The sequence below is a fragment of the Aeromonas sp. LsrichE-8G genome (genome assembly GCF_022869435.1).
GTDB lineage: Bacteria > Pseudomonadota > Gammaproteobacteria > Enterobacterales > Aeromonadaceae > Aeromonas > Aeromonas caviae.
In genome coordinates, this window is the sequence record NZ_JALIHH010000008.1 from 1 (window position 1) to 23,724 (window position 23,724).

The following is a 23,724-nucleotide window of genomic DNA, read 5'->3' on the forward strand; positions in this document are numbered from 1 at the left end:
GGTTTGACAGGTGAGTCGATGCGAAAACAGGGCATCAACTTGACCGATGCCGATCAGGCAGAGTAAAAGAAAGACGCAGTTCCTGCGGGTAGAAAAATGGTGATCGGCATGATGTTATTGGCTGATCGACATGATGTTATTAGCCAGTTGCTGCAATTCGGCCAGGGTGGTCGCATCGAGCCTGCGCCCCACCCATTCGGGGGCCAGTACCCGGGTATCGACGCAGGAGAGGTGGGAGACGATGCCGCGGGCCAGCATGTCCGCCAGCAACGCCTCGCGGGGTTGCTGCCAGAGCGGGGTGTGGACGGTGAGCCCCAGGGGGCGACAGCGCTCGCGGATCCAGTTCGGTGCGCCCCCCACGCTGTCGATGTCGCCGGTGACGACCCCATCGAGTTGCCACTCCTCTTTCAATGCCGCCAGCGCCCGCTCATAACCGAGATCGAAGGGCGCTTCGATGGTGACCAGCTGATGGGGCAGTGCGAGGGCCGCCGCCTGACGGCGAACCTGTGACAGGGGATGGGCGAGAAAGCGGGGCGCTGGCGGGGCAAAGGTGATCAGGGCCACCACCTGATGGCCCGCTTCCCGGGTGTGGCAGAGGGCCTGCATGGCATCTTTGCCGCCGCTCCAGAGCAGGATGACGCGAGACATGGGGGATTTCCGCTGAATAAAAGAGGGCTCATGCTACCCAGAGTGGGGGGCGATGGCAAAGCGCGGGTCGGAGATGCGGGGATAAAAAAGCGGCTCCCACGGGGGAGCCGCTCGCACTGGATGCCTTTTACAGCAGGATGCTGGTCAGGATGAAGCCCAGGGTACAGGAGGTCACCACCCCGATGAGGCCCGGAATGATGAAGCTGTGGTTGATGATGAACTTGCCGATGCGGGTGGTGCCGGAGCGGTCGAAGCCGATGCAGGCGAGATCGCTCGGGTAGGTCGGCAGCACGAAGTAGCCGTAGCTCGCCGGCAGGAAGGCGATGAGCAGCTTGGGTTCGACCCCCAGCGCCAGCCCCATGGGGGCGATGGCGGTGAGCGCCGCGGCCTGGCTGTTCACCAGCTTGGAGATGAGGAAGAGCACCAGGGCGTAGGTCCAGGGCTGGGCCTGTACCACGTGGGCCAGGGTCTCCTTGAGCAGCGGCATGTGGGCCTGGAAGAAGGTTTCGCTCATCCAGGCGACCCCGAACACGGAGAAGATGGCGACCATGCCCGCCTTGAAGACGGCGCCGTTGGCGATCTCCCCCGGCTTGACCTTGCAGCGCATCAGGATGATGGCGCCGGCGATCAGCATCATCATCTGGATCACCAGGTTCATGGAGAGGGGGCCTGTCTTCTCCTTGATGGTGAAGACGGGGCGCAGCGCCTCATCGGCCCCCAGCAGCACCACGGCAGCGATGGCGGCGAAGAAGATCCAGGTGGACCAGTAGGCCTCTTTCGGGAACTTGGTGTTGAGCAGGGTTTCACCACCGCCGTAGATGAAGTCCCGCTGGGCAGGGTCCTTGATCTTGGCCTGGAACTCCTCGTCCTTGTCCAGATCCTTGCCGCGGCGCAGGCTCCACAGGGCCGCCATCATGACACCCATGAGAGAGGAGGGGATGGCGACCATCAGGATGTCGAGCAGACCGTAGGCCTGACCCACGCCGTGAGCCGCCGCCAGGATGGAGACCATGGAGACCACGGCCACCGAGACCGGCGAGGCGCAGATGGCCATCTGGGAGGCAACGGACGCTACTGCCATGGGGCGCTCCGGACGGATGTTCTTCTGCAGCGCGATGTCGGCGATGATGGGGAACATGGTGTAGACCACGTGGCCGGTGCCGCACAGGAAGGTGAGGGTCCAGGTAGTGAGCGGCGCCAGCAGGGTGATGTACTGGGGGTGGCGGCGCAGCAGACGCTCGGCCACCTGCATCATCAGGTTGAGACCGCCGGCGGTCTGCAGGGTGGCGGCGCAGCCAATGACCGCCAGTATGGTCAGCATCACTTGCACCGGCGGCTCGCCCGGCACCAGGCCGAAGACGAAGGTCAGCAGGAACAGACCGATACCGCTGATAAGACCCAGCCCCATGCCCCCGAAGCGGGTACCCAGCAGCAAGCAGCCGAGTACCACCAAAAATTCCATCAAGATCATTCCATTACCTCGTGTGTTTTATCCATGTCCCCATCGGCCAGCTGCCCGGGATCCGCTGTTATCAATTACCCCTGAAGGGTTAATGGATATTTTGTCACCCCTAAAGGGGTAAAAAATTGCGTTGCTTCAACAACCGGCTTTTTTCCGATTTAAGTGCATAAAAACTACGGTTCAGCCCTTGAACAGGGGACCGCTTCCTGGCGCACACCAGATAAATGACGGGAAAGATGGGGGAGCGCACAGGGTTGGGAATGCAAAAGGCGGGAATGACAGGTGCGGGAAGAGCGAGGCGGCATAAAAAAAGCCGACCCCGGGGGTCGGCTTTTGCAGGGTGCGAGTGGGCGGGTCGCCTTAGAACTCGGCAGTGCGGGGAGTACGGGGGAAGGGGATCACGTCGCGCACGTTGCCCATGCCGGTCACGTAGACCACCAGGCGTTCGAAGCCCAGACCGAAGCCGGAGTGGGGCACGGTGCCATAGCGACGCAGATCGCGGTACCACCAGTAGTCTTCCTTGTTCAGGCCCATCTCGGCCAGACGGGCATCCAGCACCTCGAGACGCTCTTCACGCTGGGAGCCGCCGATGATCTCGCCGATCCCCGGGGCCAGTACGTCCATGGCGGCAACGGTCTTGCCGTCGTCGTTGAGGCGCATGTAGAAGGCCTTGATGTCCTTCGGGTAGTTCTTCACCACCACCGGGGACTTGAAGTGCTCCTCGGCCAGGTAGCGCTCGTGCTCGGAGGAGAGATCGATGCCCCAGGAGACCGGGAACTCGAAGCTCTTGCCGCAGTTTTGCAGCACGTCGATGGCGTCGGTGTAGTCAATCTGGGCGAAGTCGGAGGCGACGAAGCGCTCCAGACGGCCGATGGCGTCCTTGTCCACGTGCTGGGCGAAGAACTCCAGATCGTCGCGGCGCTCGGTCAGCACGGCGTTGAAGACGTACTTCAGCATGGCTTCGGCCAGGGCGGCGTTGTCTTCCAGATCGGCGAAGGCCACTTCCGGCTCCACCATCCAGAACTCGGCCAGGTGGCGGCTGGTGTTGGAGTTTTCGGCGCGGAAGGTCGGGCCGAAGGTGTAGACCTTGGACAGGGCGCAGGCGTAGGTTTCGACGTTCAGCTGGCCGGACACGGTCAGGAAGGTCTCCTTGCCGAAGAAGTCCTTGTCGTAGTCCACCTTGCCTTCGGGGGTGCGCGGCAGGTTTTCCATGTCCAGGGTGGAGACGCGGAACATCTCGCCGGCCCCTTCGGTGTCGGAGGCGGTGATGAGGGGCGCCGCGATCCAGAGGTAGCCCTGTTCGTGGAAGAAGCGGTGAATGGCCTGGGAGAGGCAGTTGCGCACCCGGGTCACGGCACCGACGATGTTGGTGCGGGCACGCAGGTGGCCCTGCTCGCGCAGGTACTCGATGCTGTGGCGCTTGGCAGACATGGGGTAGGTGTCCGGATCTTCGACCCAGCCCACCACCTTGACCTCGGTGGCCTGCAGTTCGAACGCCTGGCCGCTGCCCTGGGACTCGACCACGGTGCCGGTCACTTCGACGGAGCAAGCTGTGGTCAGACGTTGCACTTCATTCTCGTAATTGGCCAGGGTATTGGGGGCGACGGCCTGCACCGGATGGAAGCAGGAGCCATCGGAAACGGCCAAAAATGAGATCCCCGCCTTGGAATCGCGGCGGGTCCGGATCCACCCTTTCACAGTCAGGGTGGTGCCGACCGAATACTTACCGGCCAGCACATCAACTACGGATGCGTGCGTCATCGAAATATTGTCTCCAGCTTGTTCTTGCAGCGCTATTTGCAACACTAGGGGTCTGGCCCGGGCGCAGTTGGCCCACCATGGCAGACTAAGCCGTTCATCTTACCCGCGCAGGTTTGATAAACAAGCAAAAATGTCGGACCCTTGCGGGGATTTCCCCATGCATCGTGCATGGATCATGGCGGCTGGACGGGGGTGAGGGTGAAGGAGCGCAGGCGGGGGCCGGATGGCTGGATACGGGTGTTGCAGGGGCTGGTGATCCTCTGCTGGGGCGGCTTTGTCGCCCTGCTCTCCCTCTATCACTTCGCCCGGCCAGAGGTGGCTTACGGCTTTCTGGTCTATGGGGGCGTCAAGGTGCGCCAGAGCTGGGATCCCCTGCTCACCCCCTGGCTGGAGCGCGGGCTCTGGGGTTGCTGCCTGCTGACCCTGGTGGTGCTGGTGCTGGCCCGTGGCCGCAGCCGTCGGCAGGAAGATGCCCGCCACGTCAATCTCTTCATCCTGCTGCTGATCCTGGTGGCCTGCCTGCTGCTTTACTACCGGGGCTGAGGGCCGTCGCCGTCATCCAGCCCCTGAGAGGCGGGGCGCTTGCCTATCTGGCGCTCCACGCTGTCGAGCATCTGGTTGTAGGCGAGCGCCACCCGGCCAATCTCGTCCCCTTCATCCCCCTCCAGCCTGTGGCCGAAGTCGTTGCGATCGGTGGCCTCCTCCATGGAGCGGGTCAGCTGGTTGAGGGGGCGGACTATCCAGGTGCGGATGACCCAGAGGGTGAGCAGGAGTCCCAGCCCGAAGATGAGGGTGAGGCTCAGGGCCGAGGTGAGGATGTTCTGCTCCACCCGGGTAAACAGGGTGTCGAGGGAGTAGTCAAAACGCACCGCCCCCAGCACGGTGTTTTCCGGCACCTGGTGGCAGCTGGTGCAGTCGGTACCGCGAAAATCCTTTCTGGCCAGCAGCGGACGGGTCACCACCAGCCGGCTGTGCATGCCGTCATGTTCTACCTCCAGGCTCCCCTTGCCCGCCAGCGCCAGGGCATCGTACCTGTCCTTCGGGGCCTCGACGTCACGGCCCGGCCCGTACTGCTTGTTGACCGCCGCCCCGCGCACGATGCGGGCATCTTCCACGTGGGCGTGATGGAGAAACTTGGCGCGCAGGGTATCGCGGGCGTCCATCTTGCCGGTCAGCATCAGCATGTTGAGGCCGTCGAAGTAGGCCTCGGTCTGCTCGCGGCTCTGTTCCTTGATGAGGGTCAGGATGAGGTCACGCTCGCGCACCGCCTGATAGGCCGCAGAAAACACCAACACCATGGAGAAGATGAAGAGCAGGAAGAAGTTGATCTTGGCAGCAATGGAGAGGCGCATGGGACTGGTACATCTGTTGGGTAAAACCCGCGCAGTCTACTCTCCTCGCCGGACGGGTTTTGGTGTCTTGCTCACATTCTGATGAAAAAGCGCCGAAAGGCCCTGCGTTCTCATGCAGGGCCCGTTCATCCGGACTCAATATTCGCCGCTGGTGATGGCCTCGTGGATGGCGCCGGTCAATACCCGCAGCTCTTCAGGGGTGATGACGAAGGGGGGCATCAGATAGACCAGCTTGCCAAACGGCCGGATCCAGGCGCCCAGTTCGACGAACTTGCGCTGGATGCGCGCCACGTCCACCCGCTCCTTCATCTCCACCACCCCGATGGCGCCGAGTACCCGCACATCCGCCACCGCCGGGTGCTGGGTCAGTTCCACCAGTTCGGTTTTGAGTTGGTGTTCGATGGCTTGCACCCGCGCCTGCCAAGGTGAGGCGAGCAGCAATTCGATGGAGGCGTTGGCCACGGCGCAAGCCAATGGGTTGCCCATGAAGGTCGGTCCATGCATGAAGACGCCCGCCTTGCCGTCACACACGGTGCGAGCCACATGCTCGGTAGTGAGCGTGGCCGACAGCGTTAGGTAGCCGCCGGTGAGCGCTTTGCCCAGACACAGGATGTCGGGGCTGATCCCCGCCCAGTCGCAGGCAAAGAGCTGGCCGGTGCGGCCAAAGCCGGTGGCGATTTCATCTGCTATGAGCAGCACGCCGAACTCGTCGCACAGGGCGCGCACCCACTGCAGGTAGCGGGGGTGGTAGAAGCGCATGCCGCCTGCCCCCTGGACGATGGGTTCGAGCACGATGGCGGCAATTTCCTCGTGATGATCCGCCACCAGGGTGGCCAGCTCCACCACGCTCTGCTCGTCCCACTGGGCGTGGAAGCGGCAGCTTGGCGCTTCGACGAAATGGTGCTCGGGCAGGAAGCCCTGGTAGAGCTCGTGCATGCCGCCATCCGGGTCGCACACGCTCATGGCGCCGAAGGTGTCGCCGTGATAGCCGCCCCGAAGGGCAACGAATTTGGCGCGAGGCGTCCCTTTGGCATGCCAGTACTGCTGGGCCATCTTGAGGGCCACCTCCACCGCCACCGAGCCGGAATCCGCCAGAAAGACCCGATCCAGCCCCTTCGGGGTGATTTCCACCAGTTTGCGGCAGAGCTCGACCGCCGGGGCATGGGTCAGGCCGCCAAACATCACGTGGGACATCTTGCCGAGCTGGGCGGTGGCGGCCGCGTCGAGCTCAGGCACCTGGTAGCCGTGCACGCAGGCCCACCAGGAGCTCATGCCATCCACCAGCTCGCGCCCGTCCGTCAGGGTGAGGGTCACCCCTTTGGCGCTGGCCACTTCATAGCAGGGCAGGGGATGGGTGAGGGAGGTATAGGGGTGCCAGACGTGGTGCAGGTCGAATTCTTGGTTGGTCATTTTGCGTTCTATTGTCAATTGATTTGATCTGGTCGGTGTTGACAGTCTACGCGTGCTCTCTACACTAGCCAACAATTTCAGCCACTTGGCTTCGCGCACGCCCTGGCGTCGCGCTGTCCAGCTGGCGGGTCTTGCGGCGAACGCTCTCTTGAGCGCGGCGCAGGATCCCACCAATAACAACCGGAAGCCATGTATGAATGCTCTTACCGCGGGTGCCCACGCCCTTCGTCACGACTGGACCCTGTCCGAGGTTCAGGATCTCTTTGCCCTGCCATTCAACGATCTGCTGTTCCAGGCCCAGACGGTGCACCGCGCCCATTTCGACCCGAACGAGGTGCAGGTAAGCACCCTGCTCTCCATCAAGACCGGGGCCTGCCCGGAAGATTGCAAATATTGTCCCCAGAGCGCTCGCTACCACACCGGGCTCGAGACCGAGCGGCTGATGGAGGTGGAAAAAGTGCTGGAGCGGGCCCGGGAGGCCAAGGCCAACGGCTCGTCCCGCTTCTGCATGGGGGCGGCCTGGCGCAACCCGAAAGAGAAGGACATGCCCTACATCCTGCGCATGATTGAAGAGGTGCGCGGGCTCGGCATGGAGACCTGCATGACGCTCGGGATGCTGACCGCCGATCAGGCGGCGCGTCTCGGGGCGGCGGGGCTCGATTACTACAACCACAACCTCGACACCTCGCCGGAGTTCTACGGCGACATCATCACCACCCGCACCTATCAGGACAGGCTCGACACCCTGGAGCATGTGCGCGGTGCCGGCATGAAGGTCTGCTCCGGCGGCATCGTCGGCATGGGAGAGCAGGCGAAAGACCGTGCGGGCCTCCTGATGGCGCTGGCCAACCTGCCGCGCCACCCGGAGAGCGTGCCCATCAACATGCTGGTCAAGGTGAAGGGGACGCCCCTGGAGAACCAGGAGAACCTGGACCCGTTCGAATTTGTCCGCACCATCGCCGTGGCGCGCATCATGATGCCGGCCTCCCACGTGCGCCTCTCCGCCGGACGGGAGAAGATGAACGAGCAGATGCAGGCCATGTGCTTTATGGCCGGGGCCAACTCCATCTTCTACGGCTGCAAGCTGCTGACCACCCCCAATCCGGACGAGAGCAGCGACATGCAGCTCTTCAAGCGCCTTGGCATTCGCCCCGCCCAGCGGGCCCAGAAGCCGGATCAGGTTCAAGAGGAGGAGCTGCTGGCCGAGGTGAACCGCCAGAGCGAGCCGAGCGAACTCTTCTACGATGCCACCCGTTCCCGCGCAGATGTCCTCCGTCCATGATGACGCCCGTTGTTACCGGCCCCTTTGCCCTGGGGGAGGCGCTGGCCGAGCGTGAACAGGCCACCCTGCTGCGCCGACGCACCCCGGTGGATGTGGCGAGCGGTGGGCGGATCCGGGTCGGGGGGCGTGATTACCTCAACGTCTCTGGCAACGACTACCTGGGCCTTGCGGGTCACCCCGCCATCAAGGCCGCCTTCACGGCGGGGGTGGCGCAATATGGCGCGGGGGCAGGTGCCTCGCCCCTGGTGACCGGCTACAGCCGCGCTCACCAGGAGCTGGAAGAGACGCTTGCCGACTGGCTCGGCGTGGAGGCGGTGCTGCTGTTCAACTGCGGCTTCTCCGCCAATCAGGCGGTGCTCAAGGCCCTGCTAGGCAAGGATCACCTGCTGTGGCAGGACAGGCTCAACCACGCCTCCTTGCAGGAGATGGGGAGCCAGCTCCCCTGCAAGATGAAGCGCTTTTGCCACAACGACATGGCGGCCCTTGAGCGGCTGCTTGAGCCAAACCGGGGCCTGATCGTCTCGGAAGGGGTCTTCAGCATGGACGGGGATCAGGCCCCCTGGGTTGAGCTGGCCACACTCGCATCCCGAAGCGGCAACTGGCTGATGATTGACGATGCCCACGGCCTCGGCGTGCTGGGTGCCGAGGGGCGCGGCACCCTGGCGGCCCAGGGGGTTGCTCCGGCCAGCGTGCACATCCAGATGGGGACCTTCGGCAAGGCGCTCGGGGTGGCCGGCGCCTTTGTGGGTGGCAGTCGCGAGCTGGTGGAGTACCTGGTCAATTTTGCCCGCCACTATGTCTACAGCACCCATATGCCCCCCGCCCAGGCGTGCGCCGTGCGCCAGAGCATTGAGTTGGTACGCGTAGCCGACGAGGCTCGTGCCCACCTGGCTCGCCTTGTCGCCCGGTTCCGGCAGGGGGCGCAGGCGCTCGGCTGGCGGCTTGGGGCAAGCGATACCCCCATCCAGCCGTTGCTGGTGGGGGAGAGCGTCGCTGCCCTGCAACTGGCCGAGCGCCTGTGGGAGTGCGGTGTCTGGGCCGGCGCCATCCGCCCGCCCACGGTGCCGGTCGGCACGGCGCGCCTTCGCATCACCCTGTGCGCTGCCCATGGCGAAGATGACGTGGATCGCCTGCTCGAGGCCCTGGGGCCCAGCCCATCCACTGACGAGAGAGGGGGCGCCCATGGTGCATGAGCGTTTCCAGTCGGTGGACAAGGCACAGCTCGCCCGCCGCTTCGGGGCGGCGGCCCGCCACTACGACGCCCACGCCCGCTTCCAGCAGGAGGTGGGGCAGTCGCTGCTGGCGCGCATGGACGAGGGGGGCGTGAAAGAGGTGCGCTCAGGGGCCGGGCTGGATCTGGGTTGCGGCACCGGTTTTTTCCTGCCTGCCCTGGCGCCGCGCTGCGAGACGCTGACCGGGCTGGATCTCGCGCCCGGCATGCTGGCCCAGGCGGCCCTTCGCGGCAGCGGAGCCCGCCTGGTGTGCGGCGACGCGGAGGGGCTGCCCTTTGCCGACCAGAGCCTGGACTGGGTCTTCTCCAGCCTGGCCCTGCAGTGGTGCGAGCGGCCGGCCCAGGCCTTTGCCGAGCTCAACCGGGTGCTCAAACCCGGTGGACAGGTCTTCTTCTCGACCCTGCTTTCGGGGTCACTGTGGCAACTGCGGGAGGCCTGGCGGGCCGTGGATGGTCGTGACCATGTCAATCGCTTCCTGACGTTGCCCCAGTTGCAGCAGGCGGCCCGTGACGGGGGCTTCGAGGCCCCGGCACTCTGCCCGCTGACCTGGTCCCTCGCCTACCCGGCGCTCAGCGGACTGCTGCGCGACCTCAAGGGGATAGGTGCGAGCCAGGTCAACGACGAGCGGTCTGCGGGCCTGGGTCATCGCCAGCGCCTGGTGCGACTGGGGGAGGCCTACGAGCGCCACCGTCAACCGGACGGCCTGCTGGCCGCCAGCTACGAGGTCTGCCTAGGGCGCCTGGTGCGGCGCTGACACAAAAAGACCCGGCGCACCCACCCCTTCAGCGGCAGGACGCGCGCCTGCCTTTCACCATGGATATCGGGGCGCCTCTGCGCCCCTGCACTGCATCGAGGAATCATCATGGGGACATCCTATTTCATCACGGGCACGGACACCGACGTGGGCAAGACCCTGGTGGCCCGCACCCTGTTGCTGGCGCTTGCCGCCAGAGGCATTCGCTGCGCCGGGTACAAACCGGTGTCGGCGGGCTGCACCCGCACCCCGGAGGGGCTTCGCAATCTGGATGCCTTGCTGTTGCAGCAGGCGGCCACGGTTGCGCTGCCCTACGAGCAGGTCAATCCCTATGCCTTCGAGCCGCCCATCGCCCCCCATATAGCCGCCCGTGAGCGGGGGGTGAGCATCCCCTTCGAGGGGCTGTCCGCCGGCTTGCGGGAGATTGAGGGAGCTGGGGCCGATCTCGTCATTGTCGAAGGGGCGGGGGGCTGGTTCCTGCCGCTGGATCATCAGCGTCTGCTCTCGGAGTGGGTCGCCCAGGAGCGGCTGCCGGTGATCCTGGTGGTGGGGGCCAGGCTGGGCTGCCTCAACCATGCCCTGCTCACCGTCAGCGCCATTCGCCAGCAGGGGTTGACCCTGGCGGGCTGGGTCATCAACCGGGTGGATCCGCACATGAGCCGCTACGAGGAGAACCTGGACACCTTGAAAGCCATGTTGCCGGCCCCATTTCTGGGGGAGCTCCCCTTCGTGGACGCGGTGAATGAGGTGGATTTGCACCACTGTCTCGATGTGTCGCCCTTGCTCTGAGGCCAGACATTCAGCAAACATTCATCGAGTCTGTCTATTATCTGGGGCAAGTGTGGCATCGGTCGCCCCTGGGGCGCCCCGAACCATGCATCCATATCTCACAAGGAGTCAATATGAAGCGAATTATGCTATTCCTGGTGACCAACCTGGCCGTCATGCTGGTGCTGGGGGTGGTACTCAATATCCTGTTCTCGGTTCTGGGGATCAACAAGTCCAGCATTTCCGGTCTGTTGGTGTTCTGCGCCGTGTTCGGTTTTGGGGGTTCCTTTATCTCCTTGCTGATGTCCAAGTGGATGGCCAAGCGCAGCTATGGCGTCCAGGTCATCGAGCAGCCCCGCAACGAGACCGAGCACTGGCTGGTGAGCACTGTTGCCCGTCAGGCCCGTGAGGCTGGCATCAAGATGCCGGAAGTGGGGATCTACGACTCCCCCGAGATGAACGCCTTTGCCACCGGCGCCCGCCGTGACGACTCCCTCGTCGCCGTCTCCTCCGGTCTGCTCTACAGCATGAGCCGCGACGAGGCGGAAGCCGTGCTGGCCCACGAGGTGAGCCACGTGGCCAACGGCGACATGGTGACCCTGACCCTGATCCAGGGGGTGGTGAACACCTTCGTGATGTTCTTCGCCCGCATCGTGGCCGGCGTCATCAGCAACTTCTTCAGCTCCAACAACGAGGAAGAGAGCAGCAGCACCGGCGGTTTCGCCTACATGATCACCGTGTTCGTGCTGGAGATGGTGTTCGGCGTGCTCGCCTCCATCATCGTCATGTGGTTCAGCCGTCAGCGCGAGTTCCGTGCCGACGCCGGTGCCGCCAAGCTGGCCGGCCGCGACAAGATGATTGCCGCGCTCCAGCGTCTCGCCCGCGGTGCCGAGCCGCAGATGGAGGGTTCCATGATGGCGTTCGGCATCAACGGCAAGCGCTCCATGAGCGAGCTGTTCATGAGCCACCCGCCCATCGAGCAGCGCATCGCCGCCCTGCGTGGCTGATAGCCAGTCATCTAAATAAAACGGCTGCCCTCGGGCAGCCGTTTTGCATTCCGGGGACGGGGTTTTGCCCCCCGATCACCCTATTTGATCACCAGATCCGTCAGGGGCACGGCGCAGCAGGCGAGGATCTTGCCCTCGGCCCGCTCGGCGGCGCTGATGGCGGGGGCATCGGGGTGATCCACCTCGCCCGAGACCAGGGTCTGCTTGCAACTGCCGCAGATGCCGGCACGGCAGCTCCAGGGCAGCTCTACCCCCTGCTTGTTGGCCTGATCCAGCACGGTGCCCTGGTTGTTGCCCGCAAACTCCCGCTCGCCGATACGCAGTTGCACCGCCCGATGGGGGCGGGCCACCGAGAGCAGGGCCCCGCCAAAGCTCTCCTGGCGGATGCGCCCGGCCGGTACGCCGAGGGCGCTCAACCGGTTGGCTGCATCGGCCATGAAGCCGTGGGGGCCGCAGATGAACACCTCCCGCTCCTGCAAACCCCGGATCCGGCCCAGATGATTGTCATTCAGACGGCCGCTGAGTCCCTGCCAGTGTTTGTCAGGCTGGCTCAGGATCAGGGTGAGGGTCATTCCCTGCTGCGCCATGGCGTGCAGCTCGCTGGCGGCAGGGATGTCTGCCTCGCTGCGACACAGGTGCATGAAGTGGACGTCACCGAGCTCCCCCCGTAGTGCCAGAGTGCGGGCAATGGAGAGCATGGGGGTGACACCGGATCCCGCCGAGAGCAGGAGCAGCCTGCGCTCGGACCCTAAGTGAAACTCGCCGGCCGGGGGGGCGGCCAGCAGGTGATCGCCCACGCGTAGCTCATGGTGCAGCCAGGGGGAGAGGCGGCCATCGGCCAGCTTCTTGACGCTGATGCTGTAACGCTCGGGCCGCTCCGGCGTGGAGCTCAGGGTGTAGCGGCGTTGAACCCGTGTGTTTTTGATATCGAGGCTGATGGGCAGGTGCTGTCCAGGCAGGTAGTCGGGCAGGGGCTCGCCGTCGGCGGCCTCGAACCAGAAGGTTTCCAGATCCCGGGCCAGGGGTTCCCGGGCGACGCACACCAGCTCCCGCTTTTTCGGGGCCGCGTTGGGGTAGACCGGCGCCCGGGCCCGCTCCAGCACCTCGATCTCGCTGCCCGCCTCAATCCACCCCTCGTTCAGGGCCACCAGATTCTGGCCGAAGTAGACCTCACCATCTTCGCCATGCCGGTAGCGGGTGAGGGTGGCCAGCGGCTCTTTCAGGGCATTGAAGCGCTCCGTGCCTGCCTCCACCGTGGTCATGATGCAGCGGCTGCACGGCTTGTCCACCCGAAACTCCACCTCGCCGATGCGGATCCGCTTCCAGCCATCCTCTTCGAAGGGGCGGGTGCCGCTCGCCACCAGGTTGGTACGAAACTGGCTCATCTGGTGCAAGGCATCGGATCTCAGGTTGAGATCCTCAAGGGAAGCCTGGCTGATGAGCAGCAAGGGGTAGCCGTCAGCAAAGCTCACCCGGGTGCCGGTCTTCTCCCGAAAACGATCGGATGCCTCCCCGAGCCAGAGCAGGCGCACCGGCTCCCTCGCCACCCGGCTCAGCCACTCATCGGCGTCGGGCCCGGTGTGCAGGGCGGTAAAGCGATCCCCCCAGACACCGGTGTGCTGAGGGGCGCGACTGAACGCCGCCTCCATGAGGGCAAGGGGGGGCAGACCTGGATAGCGCAGTTGCAGCCCCCCCTCGACGGGGGTGGCCACCACCTGCTGCAACTGGGGATGGGTGCGGGCGGTGATAAAGGTGCCATCCGGTTTGACCACCATGTAGCGGCGATCCCCGGCAAGTCCCTCCTGGGTCACCTGGGCGCGCTCCAGCGGCATGCCTGCCGTCGATTTGATGGGGTAGAGATGTATGCTGGCGAGGGTCGGCATGTCCTGGTCCTTGTGCTGTGGCGATTCCTGTGAAGAGGGGAAGATAACGATTCCTGCCCCGGGCGGCAATCTTCTCCTGCTGCCCACGTCGAGGACGGCGAGGGGGCTCGGGCGACAGGCCCGAATGGCTGCGGGGTGTGACGGGGATCCGGTTGTGAAGGGGGCGACCCATAAAGCGCAACATTTATTGATCCTGATCCACCATGTCGTACAAAAAACGGCCCATCATCCGGTCAGCTTCCAGTTTCTAACGCTTTCGCTTCTTCCCCCTCCGGCCACCGTCTGCCCAGGCAAAACGGTATCAAGCGCCATCGGATGGGGCCTGTCACACAAAAAGAAGAAAGCAATGTATGAGCAAACAACTGGACATGACCCCATTGCCGGATCTCTCCCTGAAAACGGGAACAGGCCCGGTCCGTACTCGGCTACCCGTCTGGCGGCCGGCCCTGCCACCCTGCAATCACGCCTGCCCGGCCGGAGAAAATATCCAGGCCTGGCTCTCTTTGGCGCAGGCCGGTCGCTTTGAAGCGGCCTGGCAACGACTCATCGAAGAAAATCCCCTGCCTGCAGTCCACGGGCGGGTCTGTTATCACCCCTGCGAAAGTGCCTGCAACCGCGCCCAGGTAGATGATGCCGTCTCCATTCACGCCATCGAGCGCTTCCTCGGCGACGAGGCGCTGGCCCGGGGCTGGCAGCCCGCGCCCCCCGCGCCCGCCAGCGGCAAGAAGGTGCTGGTGATCGGTGCCGGTCCCTCCGGCCTCTCCTGCGCCTGGCACCTCAATCGGCTCGGCCATCAGGTGGAGATCCGCGAAGCGGGGCCGCTGGCGGGCGGCATGCTGCGTTTCGGCATTCCCGCCTACCGCCTGCCTCGCGATGTGCTGGATCGGGAGGTGGCCCGCATCGTGGCGGCCGGGGTGACCCTGACCCTCAACCACAAGGTGGAGGATGTGCTGCGCGAGCGCGACGAGGGGGGCTTTGACGCCGTCTTTATGGCCATCGGCGCCCATCTGGCCAAGCGGGTCGATATTCCGGCCCGGGAAGCGGGCAAGATCCTCGATGCGGTGAGTTTTCTCGAACAGGCCAGTCTGGCCGAAGAGAAAGGCTTGCCGCCGCCCAAATTGGGACGGCGGGTAGCCATCTACGGCGGCGGCAACACCGCCATGGACGCGGCCCGTACCGCCCGTCGCCTCGGTGTGGAAGAGGCGATGATCATCTACCGCCGCGACCGCGATCATATGCCGGCCCACGCCTTCGAAGCCGATGAGGCCGAGGAGGAGGGGATCAAGATCAACTGGCTGCGCACCATCCGCCAGCTCGACAGCACCAATATCGAGGTGGAGGTGATGGCGCTGGATGCCGAGGGCAAGCCGGTGCCCACCGGCAAGTTTGAAACCCTCGAAGCGGACTCCCTTATTCTGGCGCTCGGTCAGGAAGTTGATTTGAGCGTGCTGGAGAGCATCCCCGGCGTGCGGGTCAACAAGGAGGGAGTGGTACAGGTTGGCGAGAACCTGATGACGGACGTGCCGGGTCTGTTTGCCGGTGGCGACATGGTGCCCTCCGAGCGCACCGTCACCATCGCCACCGGCCACGGCAAGAAGGCGGCGCGCCACATGGATGCCTGGCTGCGTGGTCGCCTCTATCACAAGCCGCTCTCCCATTTGCAGGCAGGGAAGCCGCTGGTGGGGCCGGAGCAGTTGCAGCTCTGGTTCCAGACCCAGGCGCCGGCCAGCAGCCAGCCGGTCAAACCGCCTTCGGCGCGGGACGACTTTGGCGAGATCATCGGCGGACTGGACGAGACGGCCGCCCGCTACGAGGCGGCGCGCTGCTACTCCTGCGGCAACTGCTTCGAGTGCGACGGCTGCTACGGCAGCTGCCCCGAGCAGGCCATCGCCAAGCTGGGGCCGGGTCTGGGGTATCAGGTGGATGCCGAGCGCTGCACTGGCTGCGGTGCCTGCCACGACCAGTGCCCCTGCCACGCCATCGAGCTTCGCCAACCGGAGGAGTCCCAATGAAACATGAACTGATCATGGTTGACGGCAACGAAGCCGCGGCCCGGGTGGCGTACCAGCTGAGCGAAGTGTGTGCCATCTATCCCATCACCCCGAGCTCGACCATGGCCGAACTGGCCGACGCCTGGGCGGCAGAAGGGCAGACCAACCTCTGGGGCAACATCCCCACCGTGGTGGAGATGCAGAGCGAAGGGGGAGCGGCTGGCACGGTGCACGGCGCCCTGCAGGCGGGGGCGCTCGCCACCACCTTCACCGCCAGTCAGGGGCTGATGCTGATGCTGCCCAACATGTACAAGATCGCAGGCGAATTGACCTCGGCGGTGTTCCATGTGGCGGCCCGATCCTTGGCGGCGCAGGGGCTGTCGATCTTTGGCGACCATCAGGACGTGATGGCGGCGCGCAGCACCGGCTTTGCCATGCTCGCCTCCGGCTCGGTGCAGGAGGCGCAGGACCTGGCCCTGGTCGCCCACAGCGTCACCCTGCAGTGCCGGGTGCCCTTTATCCACTTCTTCGACGGCTTTCGCACCTCCCACGAGGTGAACAAGATAGTCGCCCTGCATCGGGATGAAATTCGCGCCCTTATCGACAACGACTGGGTGCGCGCCCACCGTGCGCGGGCCCTCAACCCGGATCATCCGGTGATGCGTGGCACCGCCCAGAACCCGGATACCTATTTCCAGTCCCGCGAGAGCGTCAACCCCTTCTACGAGGCGGTACCGGCCCGGGTGCAGCAGTGTATGGAGAGCCTCGGCGAGCTGACCGGCCGCCACTACCAGCTGGTGGAGTACCACGGCGCCCCGGATGCCACCGACGTCATCGTGCTGATGGGCTCGGGGGCGGCCACCGCCCGCACGACGGTGGATTGGCTCAACCGGCAGGATCGCAAGACCGGGGTCTTGGTGGTGCGCCTCTATCGCCCCTTCCCGGTGCAGGCGCTGCTCGATGCCCTGCCCGCGAGCGTTCGCCGCATGGCGGTGCTGGATCGCACCAAGGAGCCGGGGGCAGGCGGCGAGCCGCTGCTGCTGGATGTGCAGAGCGCGCTCATCGATGGCTTGCAGCGCGGCCTTATCAAGCGGCTGCCCTGGCTGAGCGGTGGTCGCTACGGCCTCTCTTCCAAGGAGTTCACCCCCGCCATGTGCGCGGCTGTCTTCGAGGAGCTGGCATCCGATGCGCCGCGCCCGCGCTTTACCGTGGGGATTGTCGATGATGTGTCGGGCCTCAGTCTGGCATGGCACCCCATAGGCGATCTGGAGCCCGCCAGTCGGGTACGGGCGCTCTTCTTCGGCCTCGGTGCCGACGGCACTGTGGGCGCCAACAAGAACAGCATCAAGATCATCGGCGAGCTGGAGGGCTTCCACGCTCAGGGCTACTTCGTCTACGACTCCAAGAAGTCGGGCTCGCGCACCGTCTCCCACCTGCGCTTTGGCCCCGAGCCCATCGACGCCCCCTGGCTTATCGAGCAGGCGAGCTTTATCGGTTGCCACCAGTGGGGGTTTGTCGAATCGGTGGACTTGCTGGAGCACGCAGCGGAAGGGGCGACCCTGCTGCTCAATGCTCCCTATGAGCCTGACCGTGTCTGGGCCGAACTGCCCGAGCGGCTGCGTGCCCGCATCCGTGCCCTCGATATCCGCCTCTATTGCATCGACGGCGATCGGGTGGCCGAGCGTAACGGCATGGGCAATCGCATCAACACCATCATGCAGACCTGCTTCTTTGCCCTGGCCGGAATCTTGCCGCGGGACGAGGCGATCGCCCTTATCAAGGAGAGCATCGAGAAGAGTTATGCCCGCAAGGGGCCCGAAGTGGTCGAGCGCAACTTCGCGGCGGTGGATGACACCTTGGCCCATCTCCATCAGGTGGCCATCCCGGCCGGTGAGGAGCAGATCAGCGACTATCCGCTGCCGCTGGCACCGGGTGGCTGCGAGTTTGTCCAACGGGTCACTGGCGAGATGCTGGCGGGGCGCGGCGATTTGATCCCTGTATCCATGCTGCCGGTGGATGGTACTTACCCCACTGCCACCAGCCGCTTCGAGAAGCGGGATATCGCCCGCGAGATCCCGATTTGGCATTCGGATATCTGCATCCAGTGTGGCAACTGTGTCTTTGTCTGCCCCCATGGGGCGCTGCGGGCCAAGTTCTACCATCAGGACTGGCTGGCGACCGCCCCCGAGGCCGCTCAGTCGGTGCCCGTCACCGCCAAGGGTTTCCCCGACAGCCGCTACACCTTGCAACTCTATCCGGAAGATTGCACCGGCTGCGGCCAGTGCGTGCAGGCCTGTCCGGTGCGGGCCGGAGCGGATGAGAGCCATGAAGGCGAGCGCGCCATCACCATGATGGACAAGGCGCCGCATCTGGCTGGTCAGAAGCAGGCGCTGCGCTGGTTCGAGAGTCTGCCGTGGCCTGCTCGCGAGCGGGTGGACTTCTCCACGGTGCGCGGCACCCAGTTCCTCGAACCCCTGTTCGAGTTCTCCGGTGCCTGCGCCGGCTGTGGCGAGACCCCGTACCTCAAGTTGCTGACCCAGCTGTTTGGGGATCGCATGCTGGTGGCCAACGCCACCGGTTGCTCCTCCATCTACGGTGGCAACCTGCCGACCACCCCCTGGGCCAAGAACGGCGAAGGGAAGGGGCCGGCCTGGTCGAACTCACTGTTCGAAGACAACGCCGAGTTTGGCTTTGGTTTTCGTCTCACCGCCGATCAGCATCACGGTCAGGCGGTGGCGGCTCTCGAAGCGATGAAGGGGGAGCTGGGCGCCGAGCTGGTCGATACCCTGATTAGCGCCCCCCAGCGGCTGGAGTCGGAGATCCGCGCCCAGCGTACCCGGGTCGCCCAAGTGCGGGAGCGGCTGGAAGAGGTGAAATCCGGCAAGGCCCGCGAACTGCTCTCCTTGATTGATCAGCTGGTGCGCCGCTCGGTCTGGATAGTGGGCGGCGATGGCTGGGCTTATGACATCGGCTCGGCGGGGCTCGATCATGTGCTCGCCTCCGGCCGTGATGTGAACGTGCTGGTGATGGATACCGAGGTCTACTCCAACACCGGCGGTCAGATGTCGAAATCGACGCCGCTCGGTGCCGTCGCCAAGTTTGCGGCGGGAGGCAAGACGCTGGCCAAGAAGGATGTGGCGTTGCAGGCCATCTCCTACGGCAACGTCTATGTTGCCCGCATCGCCTTTGGTGCCAACCCGCAGCAGGCGCTGCAGGCCTTGCGGGAAGCGGAAGCCTATCCGGGCCCGTCGCTGATCATCGCCTACAGCCACTGCATCGCCCACGGCATCGACATGGAGCAGGGATTAGCCCAACAGAAGCGTGCGGTCGATTCGGGCCACTGGCCGCTGATGCGCTACAACCCGGTACTGCGCAGCGCCGGGCAGAACCCCTTCAGCCTCGACAGCCTGCGCCCCTCCATCCCCCTTGCCGAATATCGGCAGGAGGAGACCCGTTATCGGGTGCTGGCCCAGAGCCACCCGGAAGAGGCACAGCGGCTGATGCAGGTGGCGCAACAAGTGGCGTGGCAGAAGTGGGCCACCTACGAGGAGATGGCCACCCGCGAGGCCAGCCAGTTCCATCCGCCGGTGTGATCATGGGATGAAACAGGTATGACAAAGCGGGCCTGTTGGCCCGCTTCGTTTTCCGGTGCCAAGGGAAGTGGCCGTTGCCGCGCCTTGGGGCGGCCAACAAAAAGCCCGGCGTCGGGCCGGGCTGGCAGGATAAGTTGCTTATCCAGGTATTCGTCGAGGCGTCTAGTGTGGATGTTGTTTGAGGATGTCGTATATCTCCTCTTTCAGTTTAAGTTTCTGTTTTTTCAGATCCTTCACCTCGGAGCTGTAGTCGCTGGCGTGGTGTTTCTCCAGCTTTCTGATCTCCGCATCCAGGTCGTTGTGCAAGTCAAACTTCTTCTGGAAATGGACATCACTGCTCTTCAGTTTCGAGATGAGATCTCTGTACTCCGGAAACATGTAATGAAGCCTCCTTGTTGTCGTTTGATTGTGCCTGCAAGACCAAAGTACCCCTTACTGCCGGGGAGAAACGTGATCCCGATCCAATTCGGGGCCACGGAATTGCTGCATAAGAAGGGTGATTTTTAACTGTTTGAATTACATGATGATTGCCTACTGACCCAGGGACAGCAGAGGAAAGAAGCGGGATCCGCTTCACATTCGGGAGAGGGGGTCTGCAACGGGGCGGGCAACAGAAAGGGGCGCGAGGCCCCTGACTGGAAACGGGTGAGCCGTTTACTCTTTTTTCTTTTTCTTCTCGGGCAGGGGCTTGCCGTCTCTGGCAATCACCTTGCCCGCCTCGAAACCGATCTGCGCCGCCAGCTCTTCCAGATCCGGCGCCTTGGCCTCGTTGCCGATGGCGTACTGGTAGTTGGCGATGGAGATCTTCTCCGCCACCGGTGTGCCCGGCACGATGGGTTCGCGCCAGCCCTGACCGATGTGGGCCACCAGGGTGCCGTTCATGATGAGCTCGCCGACGATCTCCTGGGTGGGGATGCCCTTGCCATAGGTGAGGCCCTGCGGGTGCTTCTTGCCGACCAGGGGCTCTTGGCTTGCGGGCATCAGCTTGGTGCGGATCAGCCACTTGGGCGATTTGGTTTTGCCCACCGCCTTGCCGGTCTGGTACTCGTTGATCTTGATGGTCTTGATCATCTGGGCCGTGAACTCCTTGGTCAGGGCCTTCTGGGCTTCGCTGGTCTCGTCGATGACGATGGGGGCCACATACCAGGTCTGGGGAGCCTGCGCCTTGGGGGTCGCCGGGGCGGTTTGCGCCATGGCGAGCGGGCTGAGCAGGATGGCCGTCAACAAGAGTCCGATTTTCTTCATGGTGATTCCGCTTATGTTTCAACAAGAATTTTGTTTTGCCAGCGACGACTGCGCCAGCGCCAGAACATGGCCAGACCGCGCACCCACTCGTCGCAGGCGAGGGCCAGCCAGATGCCTACCAGGCCATAGCCCTGCATGATACCAAGGAAATAGGCCAGGGGAACGGCAATGCCCCACATGGAGACGAGCGCCATGTAGAGCGGGAAACGGGCATCCCCGGTGGCGCGCAGGGCGTTGATCACCACCAGATTGAAGGTGCGACCGGGTTCGAGGATGAGGCTGATGAGGAAGAGTTGCGCCACCTGGGTGATGATGTCGGCGTCGTCGGTGAACAGGCTGATGATGGCGCGGCCGTTGAGGGCGGCGGCGATGGCGATGGCGGCGGTGACGATGAGGCCGAGTTTCAGGCTCTTCATCAGTTGGCGATAGGCCTGATCGAAGCGTCGGGCCCCCGCCAGGTGGCCGATGATGATCTCGTTGCCAAGGCCGATGGAGAGGCCGAACAGCAGGATGAACAGGCAGATCTGGAAGAAGTAGGACTGGGTCGCCAGCGCCTTGTCACCGAGCAGGCCGACGAAGGCGGTCACCACCATGAACTGCAGCATCCAGGAGAGGTTCTCCCCCGCCGCCGGCAGACCGATGTGCAGCACCTTGTCCAGCATGGCGCGGCTTGGGCGGACGATCTCGGGCAGACGCAGCCGGATGCCGGTCTTGCGCGCCACCAGCCACACCAGCAGCACCACCCCGACGATGCGCCCCGCCACCGTGCTGATGGCGACCCCGGCGACCCCGAGTTGGGGCAGGCCGAACCAGCCGTAGAGCAGCAGCAGGTTGCCGACGAAGGTGATGAGGTTGACGATGAGGGTCACGTACATGGCCTGGCGGGTGTGTCCGTGGGCACGCAGGGTGGCGGCCAGACAGAGGGCCGCCGCCTCCGGCAGCAGGCAAAGCCCGATGATCTGCAGGTAGAGGCTGCCGTCGCTCATCAGGTGGGCAGGCAGGTTCATCAGCGCCAGCATAGTGCCGGCCCCCGCCATGACGCCGACCGCGGCCACCAGTCCCACCAGCAGGTTGAAGCCGATGGCGGTGTGGATGACGACGCGGGCTTTTTCCTTGTCTCCCGCCCCCAGATACTGGGTGATCACCACGCTGGTGCCGATGCTGACGAAGCTGAACAGGGTGATGGCGAGATCGAAGACCTGGTTGCCCACCGCGAGGGCCGCCACCCCCTGATAGGAGACGTGGCCCACCATGAAGGTGTTGAGGGCCCCGGTCAGAAAGTGAAGGGCCAGATCGATGAACAGTGGCCAGGTCAGGGCGAAGAGGGAGCCCGGGCCCGCGTGGGATTGAGTCTGCATGGGATATCCAGGTGCTGGCGATGGCCCTCGTCAGGGCCAACTGGAGGGGCATTTAACACCAAGCGGGGGCGGGGTGCAATCCTGGTCGCAGGAGGAGGGGGCCTGCGACCAGGGGATGTCTCTCAGACCGGCGTGGCGCCGGCCTCCTGCTCGCTGGGGCGGGTGAGGCGCGCCGAGTCGGGCAGGTCGTCATCGTGCGGCCAGCGGGTGAGCAGGGCATCCGTGGTGCTCTCCACCCCCTCGTCGTCCCGGAACACCGGCTCCCGGTAGCAGCGGGTCATGCGCAGGGCCTGGTACATGTCGGGGCAGAGGATGATGCCATCCTCGCCGACCCGGATCCCCGCCTGTTTGAACCACTGGCTCATCTGGCCGTGCCGACCGGCCATTACCATGTGGATGCCGCGCCGCTTGAGCTCCTTGTGCAGCTCTCCCACCATGCTCATGACGCTGATGTCCTGATGGGTGAAGCAGGCCACCGCATCCACCACCAGGCACCTGGGATTGTGGGGATCCTGCACCAGGAGCGCCAGCACCCGCCGCTTGAAGTAGGGGGCGTTGAAGTAGGTGAGCGGGGAGTTGAAGCGGTAGACCAGGATGCCGGGAATCGCCTTGGCCTGCTCGTTGTCTCCCAGGGTGCGCACCACGCCCTCGTCGTCCATGCCGAGCAGCTGGTCGGTGGGGCGCATCACGTTGCGCAGGAACTGGAACAGCCCCAGCAGCACCGCGAGGGTGATGCCCGGAATGACCCCCATGGTGAGCACGCTGACAAAGGTCACCAGGGCGAGCCAGAAGGCGGCGCGGTCCGAGTCGCGCAGAGCCCAGAGGCCGCGAAAATCCGTGAGCGACAGGGAGGCCATCACCAGCACCACCCCGAGGGCGGCGGTGGGAATGTATTGCAGCGGCGCCGTCAGGTAGAAGGTGACCAGGGCGATGACGGCGGCGGCGATGATGGAGACCAACTGGCTTTTGCCGCCGTTGGCGTCGTTCACCGCGGTGCGCGAATCCGCCCCGCTGATGGCAAACCCCTGGGAGGCGGCGGCGGCCAGGTTCGCCATGCCCAGCGCCCTAAACTCCTTGTCCGCATCAATCTCGTAGCCATTCTTGGCGGCAAAGCTGCGGGCGGTGAGCATCATGGAGACGAAGCTCACCATGGCAAGGTTGAGGGCGGGCAGCACCAGCTCACGGATAAGCCCGGGGGGAAAGTCCGGCATCTGGAAGGCGGGCAGCCCCGAGCCGATGGTCCCCAGGGTGGCGATGTCGACGCGGCCGAGATTGAACAGCCACACCAGGGCCGCCGTCACCACCATGGCCACCATGGAGGAGGGCCAGGCCGGTCTGTAGCGCTTGGCCAGCAGCAAGGTGAGCAGAGCGGTCAGGCTCATGGCCAGGGTGGGCAGATGGGTCTGGGTAATGTAGCTGGTGCCGTTCAGGATCCGCTCTATCAGGTAGCGCTCGCTGAAGGTGAAGCCGAAGATCTTGGAGAGTTGGCCCACCATGATGGTGATGGCCACCCCGTTGAGCAGCCCCATCAGGATGGGGCGGGAGAGAAAGTCTGCCAGCACCCCCAGCTTGAAGCGGCTGGCGATGAGGCACCAGAAGCCGGTCATGGCGGTCATGGTCATCACCAGTTGCCAGTGACGGGTGGGATCCCCGGCGGCGAGCGGCGTTACCACGGCGGCGATCACCGCGCAGGTGGCGGCATCCGGACCGACGATGAGCTGACGGGAGGTGCCAAAGAGGGCATACACCACCATGGGCAGGATGCAGGAGTAGAGGCCGACGATGGCACCCACCCCGGCGAGCTCCGAATAGGCGATGGCCACGGGCAGGGCCACGGCCGCGACCGAGAGGCCAGCGCGAAGATCCGGCATCAGCCAGGCCCGCTGGTATTGCAGCAAGGCGGCGAGCCCCGGCAGCCAGCGCTCGAGAGAGAAGAAGTCGCGCATTATTTAACCCATTGAGTTACAAACATCTTTTT

17 protein-coding genes and 1 pseudogene are annotated in these 23,724 nt (G+C 64.6%); 8 read left to right on the forward strand and 10 right to left on the reverse strand.

Translation table 11 applies throughout. The features are described 5' to 3' along the window. Positions 1–141: 141 nt before the first annotated feature. The 3 genes and pseudogenes from MUW49_RS02310 to asnS all read right to left on the reverse strand — a co-directional run. Positions 142–648, reverse strand: a pseudogene (locus MUW49_RS02310) (hypothetical protein); the annotation flags it as partial. 127 nt (positions 649–775) lie between these two features. Continuing rightward, on the reverse strand, positions 776–2,119 hold the full coding sequence (locus tag MUW49_RS02315) for an anaerobic C4-dicarboxylate transporter (protein WP_041215561.1): 1,344 nt from the start codon (positions 2,117–2,119) through the stop codon (positions 776–778). Positions 2,120–2,470: 351 nt separating this feature from the next. Next, the gene (asnS, locus tag MUW49_RS02320) at positions 2,471–3,871 is read right to left on the reverse strand and encodes an asparagine--tRNA ligase (RefSeq protein ID WP_039039869.1); all 1,401 of its coding nucleotides are present in this window, start codon (positions 3,869–3,871) and stop codon (positions 2,471–2,473) included. 168 nt (positions 3,872–4,039) lie between these two features. Here asnS and MUW49_RS02325 point away from each other — a divergent pair, with 168 nt between their 5' ends. Beyond that, positions 4,040–4,414, forward strand: coding sequence for a hypothetical protein (locus MUW49_RS02325; protein WP_223302528.1), 375 nt, complete (start codon positions 4,040–4,042; stop codon positions 4,412–4,414). On the opposite strand, the gene MUW49_RS02330 is transcribed toward MUW49_RS02325, so the two are convergent. Both MUW49_RS02330 and bioA read right to left on the reverse strand, forming a co-directional pair. Next, the gene (locus tag MUW49_RS02330) at positions 4,402–5,223 is read right to left on the reverse strand and encodes a HAMP domain-containing protein (RefSeq protein ID WP_043155238.1); all 822 of its coding nucleotides are present in this window, start codon (positions 5,221–5,223) and stop codon (positions 4,402–4,404) included. The genes MUW49_RS02325 and MUW49_RS02330 overlap by 13 nt on opposite strands. A 135-nt stretch (positions 5,224–5,358) precedes the next feature. Continuing rightward, positions 5,359–6,633 (reverse strand): adenosylmethionine--8-amino-7-oxononanoate transaminase, encoded by a 1,275-nt coding sequence (bioA, locus tag MUW49_RS02335; RefSeq protein WP_244812363.1) that lies wholly within the window; start codon positions 6,631–6,633, stop codon positions 5,359–5,361. Between the two features lie 193 nt (positions 6,634–6,826). Here bioA and bioB point away from each other — a divergent pair, with 193 nt between their 5' ends. The 5 genes from bioB (at position 6,827) to htpX (ending at position 11,676) form a co-directional block, all read left to right on the forward strand. Beyond that, on the forward strand, positions 6,827–7,915 hold the full coding sequence (gene bioB / locus MUW49_RS02340; protein WP_053288634.1) for a biotin synthase BioB: 1,089 nt from the start codon (positions 6,827–6,829) through the stop codon (positions 7,913–7,915). Continuing rightward, positions 7,912–9,108, forward strand: coding sequence for an 8-amino-7-oxononanoate synthase (gene bioF, locus MUW49_RS02345; RefSeq protein WP_244812364.1), 1,197 nt, complete (start codon positions 7,912–7,914; stop codon positions 9,106–9,108). The genes bioB and bioF overlap by 4 nt, the downstream gene beginning before the upstream one ends. Beyond that, a complete protein-coding gene (bioC, locus tag MUW49_RS02350) occupies positions 9,098–9,901 on the forward strand; it encodes a malonyl-ACP O-methyltransferase BioC (protein ID WP_041212694.1) in 804 nt (267 codons plus the stop codon). Before bioF ends, bioC begins: the two co-directional genes overlap by 11 nt. A 108-nt stretch (positions 9,902–10,009) precedes the next feature. After that, complete coding sequence (bioD, locus tag MUW49_RS02355) at positions 10,010–10,690, forward strand: dethiobiotin synthase (RefSeq protein WP_041212695.1); 681 nt, start codon at positions 10,010–10,012, stop codon at positions 10,688–10,690. Positions 10,691–10,803: 113 nt separating this feature from the next. Beyond that, entirely contained in the window at positions 10,804–11,676 is an 873-nt protein-coding gene (gene htpX / locus MUW49_RS02360) for a protease HtpX (RefSeq protein ID WP_010674070.1), read from the forward strand. Between the two features lie 80 nt (positions 11,677–11,756). Here htpX and MUW49_RS02365 read toward each other — a convergent pair whose 3' ends face one another. Continuing rightward, positions 11,757–13,559, reverse strand: coding sequence for a hybrid-cluster NAD(P)-dependent oxidoreductase (locus MUW49_RS02365; RefSeq protein WP_244812365.1), 1,803 nt, complete (start codon positions 13,557–13,559; stop codon positions 11,757–11,759). Between the two features lie 350 nt (positions 13,560–13,909). Between MUW49_RS02365 and MUW49_RS02370 the strand changes: the two genes are divergently transcribed. Together MUW49_RS02370 and nifJ are read left to right on the forward strand one after the other, a co-directional pair. Beyond that, positions 13,910–15,571 carry an NAD(P)-binding protein gene (locus MUW49_RS02370; protein ID WP_244812366.1) on the forward strand — a complete coding sequence of 554 codons (1,662 nt, stop codon included), beginning with the start codon at positions 13,910–13,912 and terminating at the stop codon, positions 15,569–15,571. After that, positions 15,568–19,143 carry a pyruvate:ferredoxin (flavodoxin) oxidoreductase gene (nifJ, locus tag MUW49_RS02375; protein WP_201955845.1) on the forward strand — a complete coding sequence of 1,192 codons (3,576 nt, stop codon included), beginning with the start codon at positions 15,568–15,570 and terminating at the stop codon, positions 19,141–19,143. The genes MUW49_RS02370 and nifJ overlap by 4 nt, the downstream gene beginning before the upstream one ends. Before the next feature lie 162 nt (positions 19,144–19,305). Here nifJ and MUW49_RS02380 read toward each other — a convergent pair whose 3' ends face one another. From MUW49_RS02380 to MUW49_RS02395, 4 genes are all read right to left on the reverse strand, one after another. Beyond that, entirely contained in the window at positions 19,306–19,521 is a 216-nt protein-coding gene (locus MUW49_RS02380; RefSeq protein ID WP_005313020.1) for a DUF465 domain-containing protein, read from the reverse strand. 276 nt (positions 19,522–19,797) lie between these two features. Then, positions 19,798–20,388 carry a hypothetical protein gene (locus MUW49_RS02385; RefSeq protein WP_039039859.1) on the reverse strand — a complete coding sequence of 197 codons (591 nt, stop codon included), beginning with the start codon at positions 20,386–20,388 and terminating at the stop codon, positions 19,798–19,800. Between the two features lie 11 nt (positions 20,389–20,399). Beyond that, a complete protein-coding gene (locus tag MUW49_RS02390; protein ID WP_010674075.1) occupies positions 20,400–21,746 on the reverse strand; it encodes an MATE family efflux transporter in 1,347 nt (448 codons plus the stop codon). A 122-nt stretch (positions 21,747–21,868) separates the two neighbouring features. Beyond that, positions 21,869–23,692 (reverse strand): SulP family inorganic anion transporter, encoded by a 1,824-nt coding sequence (locus MUW49_RS02395; RefSeq protein ID WP_039039857.1) that lies wholly within the window; start codon positions 23,690–23,692, stop codon positions 21,869–21,871. Positions 23,693–23,724: the final 32 nt, after the last annotated feature.

What these genes read in the sequence shown, in the direction of transcription:
- MUW49_RS02315 (WP_041215561.1), bottom strand. Translation starts at nt 2,119, where the DNA reads ATGATCTTGATGGAATTTTTGGTGGTACTCGGCTGCTTGCTGCTGGGT.
- asnS (WP_039039869.1), bottom strand. Translation starts at nt 3,871, where the DNA reads ATGACGCACGCATCCGTAGTTGATGTGCTGGCCGGTAAGTATTCGGTC.
- MUW49_RS02325 (WP_223302528.1), top strand. Translation starts at nt 4,040, where the DNA reads ATGGATCATGGCGGCTGGACGGGGGTGAGGGTGAAGGAGCGCAGGCGG.
- MUW49_RS02330 (WP_043155238.1), bottom strand. Translation starts at nt 5,223, where the DNA reads ATGCGCCTCTCCATTGCTGCCAAGATCAACTTCTTCCTGCTCTTCATC.
- bioA (WP_244812363.1), bottom strand. Translation starts at nt 6,633, where the DNA reads ATGACCAACCAAGAATTCGACCTGCACCACGTCTGGCACCCCTATACC.
- bioB (WP_053288634.1), top strand. Translation starts at nt 6,827, where the DNA reads ATGAATGCTCTTACCGCGGGTGCCCACGCCCTTCGTCACGACTGGACC.
- bioF (WP_244812364.1), top strand. Translation starts at nt 7,912, where the DNA reads ATGATGACGCCCGTTGTTACCGGCCCCTTTGCCCTGGGGGAGGCGCTG.
- bioC (WP_041212694.1), top strand. Translation starts at nt 9,098, where the DNA reads ATGGTGCATGAGCGTTTCCAGTCGGTGGACAAGGCACAGCTCGCCCGC.
- bioD (WP_041212695.1), top strand. Translation starts at nt 10,010, where the DNA reads ATGGGGACATCCTATTTCATCACGGGCACGGACACCGACGTGGGCAAG.
- htpX (WP_010674070.1), top strand. Translation starts at nt 10,804, where the DNA reads ATGAAGCGAATTATGCTATTCCTGGTGACCAACCTGGCCGTCATGCTG.
- MUW49_RS02365 (WP_244812365.1), bottom strand. Translation starts at nt 13,559, where the DNA reads ATGCCGACCCTCGCCAGCATACATCTCTACCCCATCAAATCGACGGCA.
- MUW49_RS02370 (WP_244812366.1), top strand. Translation starts at nt 13,910, where the DNA reads ATGAGCAAACAACTGGACATGACCCCATTGCCGGATCTCTCCCTGAAA.
- nifJ (WP_201955845.1), top strand. Translation starts at nt 15,568, where the DNA reads ATGAAACATGAACTGATCATGGTTGACGGCAACGAAGCCGCGGCCCGG.
- MUW49_RS02380 (WP_005313020.1), bottom strand. Translation starts at nt 19,521, where the DNA reads ATGTTTCCGGAGTACAGAGATCTCATCTCGAAACTGAAGAGCAGTGAT.
- MUW49_RS02385 (WP_039039859.1), bottom strand. Translation starts at nt 20,388, where the DNA reads ATGAAGAAAATCGGACTCTTGTTGACGGCCATCCTGCTCAGCCCGCTC.
- MUW49_RS02390 (WP_010674075.1), bottom strand. Translation starts at nt 21,746, where the DNA reads ATGCAGACTCAATCCCACGCGGGCCCGGGCTCCCTCTTCGCCCTGACC.
- MUW49_RS02395 (WP_039039857.1), bottom strand. Translation starts at nt 23,692, where the DNA reads ATGCGCGACTTCTTCTCTCTCGAGCGCTGGCTGCCGGGGCTCGCCGCC.